At 67.5% G+C, this 13,965-nt stretch carries 8 protein-coding genes; 2 read left to right on the top strand and 6 right to left on the bottom strand.

Going from position 1 to position 13,965, the window contains the following annotated elements:
* Positions 1-8 precede the first annotated feature (8 nt).
* Both ngg and ACSLUQ_RS00545 read left to right on the top strand, forming a co-directional pair.
* Positions 9-1,853, top strand: coding sequence for an N-acetylglutaminylglutamine synthetase (ngg, locus tag ACSLUQ_RS00550; protein ID WP_461807416.1), 1,845 nt, complete (start codon positions 9-11; stop codon positions 1,851-1,853).
* Entirely contained in the window at positions 1,850-3,031 is a 1,182-nt protein-coding gene (locus tag ACSLUQ_RS00545; RefSeq protein ID WP_417773450.1) for an osmoprotectant NAGGN system M42 family peptidase, read from the top strand. The genes ngg and ACSLUQ_RS00545 overlap by 4 nt, the downstream gene beginning before the upstream one ends.
* A 12-nt stretch (positions 3,032-3,043) precedes the next feature.
* Here the strand turns inward: ACSLUQ_RS00545 and ACSLUQ_RS00540 are convergent, their stop codons facing one another.
* The 6 genes from ACSLUQ_RS00540 to ACSLUQ_RS00515 form a co-directional block, all read right to left on the bottom strand.
* Positions 3,044-3,247: an MbtH family protein gene (locus ACSLUQ_RS00540; protein WP_417773449.1), complete on the bottom strand. Its 204-nt coding sequence runs from the start codon at positions 3,245-3,247 to the stop codon at positions 3,044-3,046.
* A 2-nt stretch (positions 3,248-3,249) separates the two neighbouring features.
* The gene (locus tag ACSLUQ_RS00535) at positions 3,250-3,984 is read right to left on the bottom strand and encodes a thioesterase II family protein (protein ID WP_461807415.1); all 735 of its coding nucleotides are present in this window, start codon (positions 3,982-3,984) and stop codon (positions 3,250-3,252) included.
* Between the two features lie 17 nt (positions 3,985-4,001).
* Positions 4,002-10,565: an amino acid adenylation domain-containing protein gene (locus tag ACSLUQ_RS00530; protein ID WP_461807414.1), complete on the bottom strand. Its 6,564-nt coding sequence runs from the start codon at positions 10,563-10,565 to the stop codon at positions 4,002-4,004.
* A gap of 68 nt (positions 10,566-10,633) precedes the next feature.
* Complete coding sequence (locus ACSLUQ_RS00525; RefSeq protein ID WP_461807413.1) at positions 10,634-11,293, bottom strand: hypothetical protein; 660 nt, start codon at positions 11,291-11,293, stop codon at positions 10,634-10,636.
* Positions 11,294-11,369: 76 nt separating this feature from the next.
* A complete protein-coding gene (locus ACSLUQ_RS00520) occupies positions 11,370-12,737 on the bottom strand; it encodes a lysine N(6)-hydroxylase/L-ornithine N(5)-oxygenase family protein (RefSeq protein ID WP_461807412.1) in 1,368 nt (455 codons plus the stop codon).
* Between the two features lie 338 nt (positions 12,738-13,075).
* Entirely contained in the window at positions 13,076-13,831 is a 756-nt protein-coding gene (locus ACSLUQ_RS00515; protein WP_417773444.1) for a YqcI/YcgG family protein, read from the bottom strand.
* Positions 13,832-13,965 lie beyond the last annotated feature (134 nt).

Raw genomic sequence — 13,965 nt, 5'->3', positions numbered from 1 at the left:
GACGCGACATGGCGAGCAACAAGCCCCCGGGCGGCGGTCCGCGTGACACGCGCTCGCGCGAGACGCGCCCGCGCGACGCCAGATCGCATCGGCTGAAGCGGATGCGCGAGGATAGCCTGAAGCCCCCGATAGACCCGCGGGAGACAGGTGCCCCCGCTCCCGCAGCCGACTGCGCGCTCGACCTCGGCTGGGGACGGCTGATCTTCGGCCAGACGTTCGCCGACCCGGAGAAGATCGTCGCCGCGCTGGAGGGCGAGCTGCTCGACCGGCGCGACATTGCCGTCTACGTGCGCGACCCGCATGTGGTGCTCGCCAATGCGCCGCAGGAAGTGTTCCTCGACCCTTCGCACACCTACCGCCTGCAGCTTTCCACCTACCGTGCCTCGCGCCGACCGCTGAGCGGCTTCTTCCTGCGCCGGCTCACGGCAAGGACCGACGCGGACGCGATCAACCGCATCTATGCCGCGCGCGGCATGGTTCCGGTTCCCCCCGACTTCTTCTGGTCGAAGCGCGACGCGCGGGCCGTGTGCTATTTCCTCGCCGAGGACGAGACCAGCGGCGAGATCCTGGGAACGATCACCGGCGTCGACCACATGCGCGCCTTCAACGACCCCGAGCGCGGTTCCTCGCTGTGGTGCCTCGCCGTGGACCCGCAGGCCCGCCACGCCGGCATTGGCGAGGCGCTGGTGCGCCATCTGGCCGAATATTTCGCCGCGCGCGGGCTCGCCCACCTCGACCTCTCGGTGATGCATGACAACACCCAGGCCATCGCGCTCTACGAGAAGATCGGCTTCTACCGGGTGCCTTATTTCTCGGTGAAGCGGAAGAACCCGATCAACGAGACGCTGTTCACCGGGCCCGACGCCGACGACCGGCTGAACCCCTACGCCAAGATCATTGTCCGCGAGGCGCGCCGGCGCGGCATCCGCGTCGAGGTAAGCGATGCCGAGCGCGGCTTCTTCGCCCTCTCGCAGGGTGGACGCACGATCCGCTGCCGGGAGAGCCTGAGCGAACTGACGAGCGCCGTCGCCATGTCGATCTGCGATGACAAGACGGCGACGCGCACCGTCGTCGAGAAGGCCGGCGTCGCCGTGCCGGCGGAGATCATCGCCGGAGACGACGCCGCCCCGCTCGAGGCCTTTCTCGCCGCGCATGGCAAGGTCGTCGTCAAGCCGGCGCGCGGCGAGCAGGGGCGCGGCGTTGCCGTCGGCCTGACCACGCTTGAAGAGGTGGAAGCGGCGGTCGAGGCGGCACGGAGGATCTGCGACACCGTGCTCGTCGAGGAATGCGTCGAGGGCCAGGACCTGCGGCTCATCGTCATCAACTACAAGCTCGTCGCCGCCGCGATCCGTCGCCCGCCGGTGATCGTTGGCAACGGCCGCCAGACCATCCGCGACCTGATCGCCTCCCAGAGCCGGCGGCGGGCGGCGGCGACGGGCGGCGAGTCCCGCATCCCCATTGACGCGGAAACGGAACGCACCGTTCGCCAGTCCGGCCGCGCCCTCGACGAAGTGCTGCCCTCAGGCATGGAGCTGGAGGTTCGGCGGACCGCCAATCTGCACACCGGCGGCACGATCCACGATGTCACCGACATCATCCATCCGGTTCTGGTCGACGCGGCCATCCGCGCGGCCCGCGCCATCGACATTCCGGTGACCGGCATCGACCTGATGGTCAAGGCGCCGACCGGGGCGGACTACCGTTTCATCGAGGCCAACGAGCGGCCGGGCCTTGCAAACCATGAACCGCAGCCGACGGCCGAGCGTTTCGTCGACCTGCTCTTCCCCCTGTCGATGCCGGCGACCGCCCGGCAGGCGGCAGCCGACCAATCCAGCGCGGAGGTGAGCGGATGACCCGCCTTACGATCGACACCACCTATCTTGCCGACACCCTGAAGGCCCTTCTCGCGATCCCCAGTCCGACCGGCTACACCGACACCATTGTCCGTCACGTCTCCGGAGAGCTGGAACGCCTGGGTCTTTCCGTCGAGCTGACCCGGCGCGGCGCCATGCGCGCGATCCGCAAGGGCGGCCAGCGCCGCGGCGCCCGCGCACTCGTCTCCCACCTCGACACACTCGGCGCCCAGGTGAAGTTCCTGCACGACAACGGTCGCCTGTCGCTGGTGCCAATCGGCACCTGGTCGGCCCGCTTCGCCGAAGGCGCGCGGGTGACGATCTTCTCGCAACACGGGGCCTATCGCGGCACCATCCTGCCGCTGAAGTCTTCCGGCCATACGTTCAACGACGAGGTCGACACGCTGCCCATCGGCTGGGATTACGTCGAGTTGCGCGTCGATGCCCTGGCCACCGGCCTTGCCGATTTCGAACGTCTCGGCATCGAGGTCGGCGATATCGTCGCCATCGACCCGAGCCCGGAGTTCCTAGACAATGGCTTCATCGTCTCACGCCACCTCGACAACAAGGCGGGCGTCGCCGTCATGCTGGCGGCGCTGAAAGCGCTGAACCAGGCCGGCGCCGAGACACCGGTCGACATCCACTGGCTCTTCACCATCGCGGAAGAAGTGGGCGTCGGTGCCTCGTCCATCGTCACTCCCGACGTCGCCTCGATGATCGCCGTCGACAATGGCACCACCGCCCCCGGGCAGAACTCCAGCGAGTTCGGCGTCACCTTCTCCATGGCCGACCAGACCGGCCCCTTCGACTATCACCTGACGAAGAAGCTGGTCGATCTCTGCCAGGAAAACGACATCCGCTACCAGAAGGACGTGTTCCGCTACTACCGCTCGGATTCGGCCAGCGCGGTGGAAGCGGGCGCGGATGTGCGCACCGCACTCATCACGTTCGGCGTCGACAGTTCCCACGGCCACGAGCGCATCCACATGCACGCGCTGCGCTCGCTCGCCGAACTGATCACCGCCTATGTCGTGAGCCCGGTGGAGATCACCCGCGACTATCAGGAAACCGCCGCCGGCGTTTCCGGCTTCACCCGCCAGCCGACGGCCGAGGCCGAGCAGAGCCTGACGCCGGATGCCTCCGACGATGAACTCGAAGAAGCGGAAACGCGCGCTTGAAACGGCCCGCGTTCAACCCGCCTCGCCCAGCGCATCGCGCAGGCTGGCCGGCCGCATGTCGGTCCAGACCAAACCGATGCGCACCAGGCAGGCATCGCGCGAACCGCGCGTGCCCTCCTCCTGCCAGCCGGCGGGACACATGCGCCCCGCCGGCCAGATCGAATACTGGCCTTCGCCGTTGCACACGACCTTGAACTCGCCGCCGTCGTCAAACATCGTCACTCTCCCCAGGTACCAGGAACGGAGGCGGCGGCCGGCACGGCGACGGCCCTGCGGGTCACCTCCGCAATAATGCCGCACGGCCCGGCCGCCAGCGGATAATGATGGTCGCCCGCGTGCCGGCAGGCGGCGAAACCGCCCTGCGTATAGGCACGCCAACCCGCCATGGCCGCAGCCGGTGCCGCTGCGTCGAACCGGCCGGAATGGGCAACGATGGGAGTGACCAGCCGGCCCGCCGTGCCCGGCGCATAGCCGGCGCAGGCCTCCAGATCCGCCCGGATCGTCGGGAGCATCAACTCGATCATGCCCGCGTCAGCCGGACGGCCGTTAAGCCCGGAAAAATGGCGGATAACGGCTTGGTCGCTCGCGCCAGGGACAAGTCCCGGCCGCGTGACATGCGGCGGCGCGTGCGCGGAAACATGAAGGGCGACGGGCAGCGGGCCGCCGCGCCGTTCCAGCAGACACGTCAGCTCATAGCCGACGAGCGCGCCCATGCTGTGGCCGAAGACCGACAGCACATCCGGCATCCCCTCCCGCTCGAGTTCGGCGAACACCCACTCCGCCATGTCGGCAATGCGCCTCAGCGGCGGCTCGCCGAAACGCCCGAGACGGCCTGGAAGCTCCGGCGTGCGAATGCCCAGCCCCTCGCCGGCCCGTTCCGACCATCCAAGGAAGTAGGCGCTGCTCGCCCCCGCCGGCGGAAGACAGACAAGCATGTGACGGGCATCGGCCATGTGTCCCGTCCCCCGTCTCACCCGCCAACCGCGTCGCGCCGGGCGGAGGCCGCAACCGGCGCGGCCTCGCCCCCGTCCAGCGCGGCGGCGATGCCGGCGATCGTCGGCGTCTCGAAGATGCGTCGCAGTGGCACGTCGAGACCGAGCGTCTCGTTGAGCCGCGACACCACCTGCGTCGCCAGCAGCGACTGGCCGCCGAGATCGAAGAAACTGTCCGCGACGCCGACCGCGGCGAGCCCCAGCACCTCGCACCAGACCGCCGCGATGTCACGCTCAAGCGCCGTGCGCGGCGCGACATGGTCGCTCTCACGGCGCACGAGACGTACAGGTGGCGGCAACCCTGACTTGTCGATCTTGCCGGAGGCGGTCTTCGGGATCGTGTCGATAACGACGAAGGCGCCGGGGATCATGAACTCCGGCAGGATCGCGCGCAGATGTGCGTCGAGCGCATGCGGGTCCGGTGCGGCCTGCCCGGCGGCCGGCTGCACATAGGCGACCAGTTCGACCACCTCGCCGGAAAAACGATGCGGCACCACGAAGGCCAGGCCCACGTCCACCCGCGAGGTCAGCGCCTGTTCGATCTCCGAGGGCTCCACCCGATAGCCGCGGATCTTCACCTGATCGTCGGCACGGCCGACGAAGACGAAAGCCCCGTCGTGACGCAGGAGAGCGAGATCGCCCGTGGCGTAGATCCGCCCGCCCCGGCCGGCCGGATCACAATGCGGATCCGGCAGGAACCGTTCCGCGGTACGGCTCGGCGCGTGCAGATACCCGCCCGCGAGCTGGCTTCCACCGATGCAGAGTTCCCCTGGCATGCCCGGCGGCACCGGTTCGAGATAGCGATCGAGGACCTGCAGCCGCGCGCCCCTGACCGGCTGGCCGATGGGCGGCGTCTCCTCCCAGACGGCCGGATCTCCCGCAAGGCTGTGGGCGGCCACCACATGGCTCTCCGAGGGACCGTACTGGTTGACGAGAACGGCTCCCCCGCCCTTGCGCGCGGCAAGCCCCGAAAACAGCGCGCGGATCTCCGGCGTCACCACCAGCCGCTCGCCGGCGGTGATCACCTCCAAAAGGCCAAGACCGGCGCGGTCGGTCCCGCTGCAAGCGCCGGCGAGTTGCTGAAGAGCGACATAGGGCAGGAAGATCCGGCCGGCCGCCGTTCTCTTCAGCATCTCCGGCCAGAGGCCGGGATTGGCGATCTCGCTCGGGCGGGGCACCACCAGCGTGCCACCGCTTGCCCAGGTCGCCAGCATTTCCTGGATCGAAACGTCGAACCCGGGCTGGGAGAACTGCAAGGTGCGAAGGCCGGGAGCGAAATCCGCCTCGTCGACCTGCCAGGCGATCAGCGTGTCGAGCACCCGGCGCGGCACGTACACGCCCTTCGGCATGCCCGTGGTTCCCGATGTGTAGACCAGATAGCCATGCCGCAGACCCTCGACCGTTTGCGGCAGGTCGCCCCCGCGTCCAGCCTCGACAAGGGCTGCGACCGACACGGCGGCCGGATTGCCCGACCCCTCCACCCCCGCCAGATCCGTTGCTTCTTCGCCGTGGACGACGAGCACCGCCTCCGCGTCATCGATCATGAAACGGCGACGGGCGACGGGAAGATCGGGGGTGACATTCATGTAGGTCGCCCCGGCGCGCAAGGTCGCCGCCAGCAGCAGCGCAAGGTCGCGGCCACGGGCGAGATGCACCGCGACCACATCGCCCGGCCGGACACCCAGCGCGGCGAGACCGCGCGCCAGCTCCCCGACGCGGGCGAGGAAACCCGCGAAGTCGATGGTCTCTCCCTCCACCTCTAGCGCCGGGGCGGAGGGCGCGCGCCGGGCAACGTCCTCGATCATCTCGAACAGGCAACGCGGCGCACCGGCGGTCGCCCCGATGCCCGCGTGCAGCACCGCCTCGCGCGTTGCCGTATCGCAAAGCGGCACCCGGTCGACGATCTCGTCGGGGTCCTCGGCAAGGTTCTCCAGAAACGTCTCGAACTGGCGGGCAAAGCCGGCCACCGTCTGCGGATCGAAGACATCGGCGGCATATTCGAACACGACGGCAACCCCGCCTGGCGTCTCGTTGACGAACAGCGTCAGGTCGAACTTCGCGCCGGCAACCGCGACATTCGCCATCCCGGCCGCATCGATGGAGATCGCCTGCAATCCCTTCTGATGCGAGAACATCACCTGGAAGATCGGCGCCACGCTGAGATGACGCGGCGGATGCACCAGCTCCACGAGCTTCTCGAACGGCAGATCCTTGTTCTGGAAGACATCGAGAACGATCGGCTTCACACGCTCGACCAGTTCCGCAAAGCTCGGCTCGCCGGCACCGTCGACGCAAACCGGCAGCGTGTTGGTGAAGAGCCCGACAAGCGGCTCCAGCTCCGGCCGGTCGCGATGCGACATGGGCGTGCCGACGACGACACGCTCCTGGCCCGAAAGCCTGCGCAGCCAGGCCGCGAAGGCGGCAAGATAGACCATGAACGTGGTTGCACCCGTCACGTTCCCGAGATCGGCGAGCGCGGCATGGACGTCAGGGGCGACGGCAAAGCCCACGAGCCGGCCCTCGGGCGCGCGCGCCGGCCCGCGCGGACGATCGAGCGGCAGGTCGATGAGGCTCGGCGCATCGGCGAGCGCGGAGCGCCAGAAGTCCGAAAGGCGCGCCAGCCGTTCGCCGTCGAGCCGGGTGCGCTGCCACAGCGCGAAATCGCCGTATTGCACCTCGAGCGGCGGCAGATTCGGCTTCTCCCGGGCCTGCAGCGCCCGGTAAGTCTCGCCGACCTCGTGCTGAAGGATACCCGTCGACCAGGCGTCGCAGACGGCATGGTGGATCGGCAGGATGACGCAGCCGGAGCGATCGCCGGCGATGGCGAGCACGGCGCGCACCAGCGGCCCCTCGCGAAGATCGAAGGGCCGGCGCGCCTGCTCGAGGATCAGCGCACGGATCGCGTCGCTGTCGGCGGCCGAGGCGGCATCAGGGAACTCGAAGAGATCGAGCGACAGGCGCAGGCGCGGCGTGACGCGCTGCACCGGCAGACCTCCCTCCACGGCAAAGACCGTGCGCAGCACCTCGTGGCGGGCGACGACCGAGTTGATCGCCCGCTCGGCCAGCCGCGGCTCGACCGGCGCGGGCAGCATCAGCGAGACGAGGCCGTTGTAGGCATTGCCGCGCGGCGCGAAGCGGTCGAGAAACCACAGCCGCTCCTGAGCGAAGGAGAGCGGCGGCGACAGCCCCTCAGGCCGCCGCGCGACACGGTCGAAGCCGCGTGCAAGCGGCGCCGCGCGCGCCTCCTCGGGCTGCGCGCCGTCCGGGCCGGAAACCGCATCGCCAGCCGGCAGATCCAGCCGGTCGAGCCGCGCGTCGATATCCTCCGCCCGTTCGCGCAACCCCTTGCAGAAGGTCCGTACGGTCGGGGCCTCGAACATCAGCCGGATCGGCACATCGATGTCGAGCTGCTCGCCAATGCGCGATGTCACCTGCGTGACCAGCAGAGAATGCCCCCCGAGCGCGAAGAAGTTGTTGGTGACGCCGAATGCGTCGGTGCCGAGCACCATGGACCAGATCCAGTGGACCAACCGTTCGAGCCGGTCTTGCGGGAGAACGCGCGCGCCCTCGGCGATGGCCGCCATCAGCGTTTCATCCGCGTCCGGCAGGCGCGCCCGGTCGACCTTGCCGGCCGGTGTCAGCGGCACGTCGTCGATCAGCACGACCTGCGCCGGGATCATGTAGTCGGGAAGCAGCCCGCGCGCATGGGCGATCACCGCGTCGCCGGACAGCGCGCCACGCGCCGCCACATAGGCGACGAGGCGCTTTTCCCCATTGCCGCCGACGACGCATTGCACCGTGACGTTGACGACGTCCGGGTGTTCCTTGACCACCTCCTCGATTTCCGCCGGCTCGATGCGAAAGCCGCGCAGCTCGATCTGGTCGTCGGCACGTCCCAGATAATCCACCTCGCCATTGGGCAGGATCCGCGCGAGGTCGCCGGTGCGATACAGGCGGCCGCCCGGCTCTTCGCCGAGGAAATCCGGCAGGAAACGTTCCGCGGTCAGGTCGGGCCGTCCCATGTAGCCGCGCCCCACGCCCTTCCCGCCGATGAGAAGCTCGCCGGCGACGCCGATGGGGCAGAGTTCGAAACCGGCGTCGACGACATAGTGCCGGTAGTTGGGCAAGGGCCCGCCGATGGTCGGCTTGCCCGCCCCCGGCCGGCAGCGGCCCATGGTGGTGCCGACCGTTGTTTCGGTCGGACCATAGGCGTTGAAGAACGCCCGCGCGCCGCCCCATTTCGCCACGACGCTCTCCGGCAACGCCGCCCCGCCGGAGACCGCGCTCGTCAGGTCCGGCAGCGACCGCGCGCGCAGACTGCTCCACAGCGACGGCGGCAGGGTAATGGAGGTAATGCGCTCGCGCTCGAGAAGATCGAACAGCTCCTCGCCCGCCGGGAGGTCCGCACGCGGTGCAAGCACGATCTCGCCACCCGACAGCAACGCCTCGAAGAGCTCGCGCACGGAGACATCGAACCCGAAGGAGGAAAACTGCAGAATGCGATCGCCCGGCCCCAGATCCAGCGCGGCGACCGTTCCTTCGATGAGGTTGATCACGCTGGCATGCTCGATCATCACGCCCTTCGGCCGGCCGGTCGATCCGGAGGTGTAGATCACATAGGCGAGCGTGCGCGGATGCAGAGCAAGCCCCGGGGGCTCGTCGGAAAATCCGGCCGCGGGATCCTCGCCCCGGTCGAAGACCAGCACCTTCTCCCGCGCCGGCACCGTCATCGTCGCGAAACGCGGTGCAAGGTCGCTCTGGGTGACGACCATCGCCGCGCCACTGTCCTCGAGCATGTAGGCGATGCGACCATCCGGGTAGCGCGGATCGAGCGCCAGATAGGCATGGCCCGCCTTGAGAATGCCCAACATGGCGACGACGAGTTCGAGAGAACCATCCATGCACAGGGCCACGACCGCGCCGCGTCCAAGGTCGGCATCGAGCAGAAGCCGCGCGAACCGATTGGCCCGCGCATTGAGCTCGCCATAGCTTGTCCCGATGCCAAGACACCGCGCCGCCGGCGCGTCGGGATCGCGGGCGACCACCTGCTCGAACCGCTCCGGCAGCGAGATGAAGGGAACCTCGCGGGCCGTGTCGTTGAACCCGTGCACCACCAGATCGCGGATCGCCTGCGTCATCACCGGCAGGCGGCCGATCGCGGCATCCGGGTCTGCTGCCGCCCCCTCCAGCATCGCGCAGAAGCCCTCATGCAGGCGCTTGATCGTGTCGTGCTCGAAAAGCTCCGTCGAATATTCGAAGGTTCCGGCGAACCGGTCGCCCATCGCCTGCATCTGCAGGGTCAGGTCGAACTTCGAGGTGCTGGTGTTGACCGACTTCGGTGGATCGGCGTAGCGCGGCGCATCGGCGGCGATGGTCGCGCCCTGGAAGTCGAACATCGCCTGGAAGATCGGATTGATGTTGGCGCTCCGGATCGGCTGGACTGCCTCGACGATCTTCTCGAAGGGAAGGTCCTCGCTGCCGAGCGCGTCGAGCGTCGTCTCGCGTACCGCTGCCACGGCCGCCCGGAAGCTCATCGCCGCATCCAGGTCCGTGACCATGACAAGGCTGTTGACGAAAAATCCGATCAGCGGCTCGACATCCGTGGTGGTGCGCGCCGCCGTCGGGCAGCCGACGATCACGCGCCCCTTGTGCGTGTAACGAAACAGCAGAACCTTGAAGGCGGCGAGAAACAGCATGAACGGCGTGACGCCGGCGGAACGGGCGAATTCCGCCAGCCGGCGGCTCGCCTCCGCATCGAGCGCGAAGCTCTGTGTTGCCCCCATGAAGGTGAGATGAGCCGGGCGCGGCTTGTCGAGAGGAAGCGGCAGTACGAGATCGTCGCCAGAAAGCCGCTGCTTCCAGGCGTCCAGACGCGCGCTCACCCGCTCTCCCGAGAAAGCCCTCTGCTGGCGCGCGGCATATTCGGCGAAGCTGATCGGCAGCCGCGGCAGCTCCGGCCGCACGCCCGCCTGCAATGCCCGATAGGCCGTTGTGAACTCTCGCTGGAAAACGCCGACCGACCAGCCATCGGAAACAATGTGGTGCATGCAGTAGACGAACCAGGCATCCCGGTCGCCGCGCCGGATCAGCCGCGCCCGCATCATCGGCCCGCTGTCGAGATCGAAGAGAGCGTCGCCCACCTCCTTGAGCGCGGCGGACAACACGTCGTTGAACGCGGCGTCGGCGAGATCGCGCGGCACCTCCACCACCTCGAAGGGGATCTCGGCATCCGGCAGATGCTCCTGGAAGGGCTTGCCGTCGACAGCGACGAAACGGGCCTTGATCGGCTGATGGCGGGCGGCGACGAGATCCAGCGCCGCCTTGACGGTTTCCTCCGGCGCGTCGCCCGGAATCGGCAGGTAGGCGGGAAGATTGTAAAGCGGCGAACCGGGATTATAGCGATCAAGGAACCACAGGCGTTCCTGGGAAAAGGACAGGGGCAACAGCTCCTGACCCTGCGTCGCTTGAAGGCCCGGCGCATCTCCCGGCAGGCGTCGGCTCGCGGCGGGACGGGTCGTCGACCCTTCAGACATGACCGACATCACCAACACCCCTCTTGCCATTTCCTTGAGGCGGCGCACGCGCGCTCGCGCGCCGCGGGTCGTCGCTGCTACCGGCCGGCGATGCCGTACCAGCCCTTCAGAGTGTCGAGCTGCATGCGCATCTGCGGTGCGAGGTCGCCACCGCCCGCCTCGTCGATGAGCGTTGTAAGATCGTCCGTGTGCCGGGAATCGATCTCCGCCATCTCGCGTTCGAAGGCGCTGCGGATCTCGGCCTCCCGGGCGAGCCCGTCGACATACGCCTCCGAGGCATCGGGATCGAGCACCGCGAGATTGCACAAGGTGGCGTGCAACGCCTGAACCTCCGCCTGCGCGCGCACCAGATCCGCCGTCGCCTCGCCCGAGGCGGCCGCCACCTCGCCGCCGCCGTTCGAGACCTGCCAGAGCGCCATCTGGCATTCCTGCACGCGCTGCCAGGCATCCTGCATCTTCGCGCGCAGAGCCTCGCCACGCGCGGCGAGCCGGCCGTTCACCTCGGCGCGCAGCGCGCCGAGCTCGGCATTGGCATGGCCGCAGAGCTCGTGGGCGCTGCGCATCCGCGCAAGCTGGGCTCGGTGCAATTCCACCTGGAGCGCCGCGAAATCTACCTCGCCCGCGCCCGGAGCCGCCGTTGCCTTCGCCGCGGCCGCATCCTTGCGCGCCCGCCCCTTGCCGCCGCCGGCCTTCGCCGCGCCACCAGTGCCTTCGGTATCCTTGCTGTCTTCCGCCATCGTCATCCCTCCTCAGAAACCGCCCCCTGCGGAAACCGGACGCCGCGCAACGCGCCGACCACCCGGGCGAACAGGCTCAGATTGCCGTCGAGACGCGCGAACGATCCCGGACCGCCGCCTCGGCGCCAAGTGCGAGTGCCGCGTCCCCCGCGCACATATCCTTGAGAATTTCTTCCGCGCGGATCGGCATCAGCGACAGCAGGATCTCGCTCAGGCCATGCGTGTGCTCGCAGTAGCCCTGCATGTAGATCTTCGGCGAGAAGCCCTCCCGGCGTTCGATGTAATAGTCGCGGGCAAAGGCGTAGCGGCCCTGTGCGTCGCGCTCGAGATAGGGCTCAAGCCGCGCCAGAAGCGGCTCCGGCATCGGGTAGTGATAGCCGGTGGCGAAGATCACCGCGTCATAGTCCTCGTGACGCGTCTCGCCGCCCAGCAGGTCGCGCAGCGCCACATGCACCCGCCCGCCGTCCTCACGCGCCTCCAGCACCTCCGCGAACCGAAGGATCTTCAGCCGATTGCGACCGCTCGCGCGGTCCTGATAGATCGCATCGTAGAGCACCGGCAGAAGGTCGAAGTCGACCGCCGCATGGGTTACGTCGGCGTGGCGGTCGAGGAGCCTGCGTCGCATCTCGTCCGTCGCCTCGTAGAACATGTCCACGGCTTCGGGAAAGAAGATCTCGTTGACGAAATGGGTGTCGTCCTGCGGCTTGAAGCCGAAGCCGCGATGGGCGACGGAAATCTCCGCGTTGGGATAGGCGTTGATCGCATAGTGGAAGACATCGCCCGCCGTCTGCCCCGCGCCGACCACCAGAATGCGGTAGCGCCCCTCCGGGGACGGACAGTTGCGCTCGACGCTGGACTTGGTGCGGCTCGAGTGGGCGATCCGCCCGCAGGCCGTCTCGGCGATGCCATTGGGCATGCGCGGCCGGCCGCCAACACCGACCGAGATGTTGCGCGCCCGAAGCACAGAGACCTTGCCGCTCTCCGTATCGCGCGCCGTGAGCCGCAGGAGACCAACGCTCCCGTCCGCCGCCTCGACCGGCTCGACCTCCTCCACCTGCAATCCATAGGAGACCTGCCTGGCAAAGAAACCCGCAACCCACAGGTAGTAGTCGCTGAACTCCTTGCGGGACGGGAAGAAGGTGCGCAGGTTGATGAACTCGTGCAGCCGCTTCTGCTCGAACAGATAGCTGAGGAAGGTGAACCGGCTTTGCGGATTGCGCATCAGGGCGAGATCCTTGAGGAAATTCACCTGAAGCTTGGAGTCGGGAAGCAGCATGTCCGGATGCCAGACAACTTCCCGTCGCTGCTCCAGAAAAACCGGTTGCGAGAGTGGATAGCCACCGTCCTCGGACATCTCGCGGGCCGCGACCGCAATCGCCAGATGCGACGGCCCGAAGCCAATGCCAACCAGATCGTGAATATGGTCGTAAGGTGCTGTGAGCATGGCCCAACCCGCGTTCGAAAAGAAATTGACGCAGAATAAAAATTCAAAACTGACGTTACGTAGATTACATTCACAACCATTAACCATCAAGTGAAAATCGTATTTATTGCTACCTATGAGGGAATTATATGTCTTTCGATCTTGGAAACCCAGTTGATTCAATGTCCATCCGAATTTCGGTGGGGCATGAATCATATTCCTCAAAATTAGGCACCGCATTCTCTTGAGACCCGGGGGAATTTTGAAGTCGGATCACGCTTTTACCGATCTGCGCAGCTCTGCCGGAAGGCACGCGACCTCCCGACAGAGCCGATGAATGGAACGTCAGCCATACAGGCTCAATCCGCGGTCTCCCGGGCCCGGGTGCGGAACGGGCAGCCGCTTGCCGGCGGCTCGTTGGTGTCCTTCAAACCGTATTGCCACCATTCGATCTCACCTGCCTCGTAGGAGCCGAGCATCGGACTGTGCGGCTGGCCGTCGTAGTCCTCGATCCGCGTGCGAATGCGTTCGCGGATCAACCGCCCCTGTGGATTGTCGCCGGCGACGACATCGAAACGCTCCCGCGGATTGATGACAAGGGTGAGAGCCGGGCCGAGATTGCGGCTTTGCCGGATCCGGTGGGCCGGGCTGCTCATGTTGACGAACAGCTGCATGCCGTCGAAGCACATGGCCCAATAGGGCGAGTGCGGATCAAGGGAAACGCCCTCAGGCCACGCGGCACGGTCGTTATCGTGCCAGTGTTGCAACACCTGCCAGCCGAAACGGTGGTAGTCCTCGACGGTCTCGCCATGCACATTCTCCGGATTGAACAGCATCACCAGCGGTTCGGCCGTCGCAACGTCGCCATCCCAGGCGCGCGCGCGCGCCAGATAGGCAAGGAGATCCCGGGCTCCCGCATCGAGCGAAGCCGCGTCCAGCCCTTCCGCGAAGGCGAACAGGATGCGGCCCCGCCGGCAGGCAGCCTGGGAAAAGAAGCAAGGAAAGCCGGAGGGCGGACGAAGCCTGGCGAGAAGTGCGCGGGCGGCCTCCCTTTGCCAGCCCTTCATTCCCTTCGCCTCGGCGGATTCGATTTCAGCCTGGTATCTCAATGTCATGGCAGGGCTTCCTCCTGATAGCCCGCCCCCGTCCCGGGGCGCGGGCGGGTTCAGGCCGACCCGGGAGCCCTCGTCGAGGTGCGCCCGTGAAAAGGGACGGCCAAATCGGATTTTCGGACTGGAGCGAACCGCGG

Source organism: Stappia sp. ICDLI1TA098 (assembly GCF_054880955.1).
This window is presented reverse-complemented; position numbering and strand designations above follow the sequence as displayed.

What these genes read in the sequence shown, in the direction of transcription:
- ACSLUQ_RS00525 (WP_461807413.1), bottom strand. Translation starts at nt 11,293, where the DNA reads ATGGCGGAAGACAGCAAGGATACCGAAGGCACTGGTGGCGCGGCGAAG.
- ACSLUQ_RS00515 (WP_417773444.1), bottom strand. Translation starts at nt 13,831, where the DNA reads ATGACATTGAGATACCAGGCTGAAATCGAATCCGCCGAGGCGAAGGGA.
- ACSLUQ_RS00540 (WP_417773449.1), bottom strand. Translation starts at nt 3,247, where the DNA reads ATGTTTGACGACGGCGGCGAGTTCAAGGTCGTGTGCAACGGCGAAGGC.
- ACSLUQ_RS00545 (WP_417773450.1), top strand. Translation starts at nt 1,850, where the DNA reads ATGACCCGCCTTACGATCGACACCACCTATCTTGCCGACACCCTGAAG.
- ACSLUQ_RS00530 (WP_461807414.1), bottom strand. Translation starts at nt 10,565, where the DNA reads ATGTCGGTCATGTCTGAAGGGTCGACGACCCGTCCCGCCGCGAGCCGA.
- ACSLUQ_RS00535 (WP_461807415.1), bottom strand. Translation starts at nt 3,984, where the DNA reads ATGGCCGATGCCCGTCACATGCTTGTCTGTCTTCCGCCGGCGGGGGCG.
- ngg (WP_461807416.1), top strand. Translation starts at nt 9, where the DNA reads ATGGCGAGCAACAAGCCCCCGGGCGGCGGTCCGCGTGACACGCGCTCG.
- ACSLUQ_RS00520 (WP_461807412.1), bottom strand. Translation starts at nt 12,737, where the DNA reads ATGCTCACAGCACCTTACGACCATATTCACGATCTGGTTGGCATTGGC.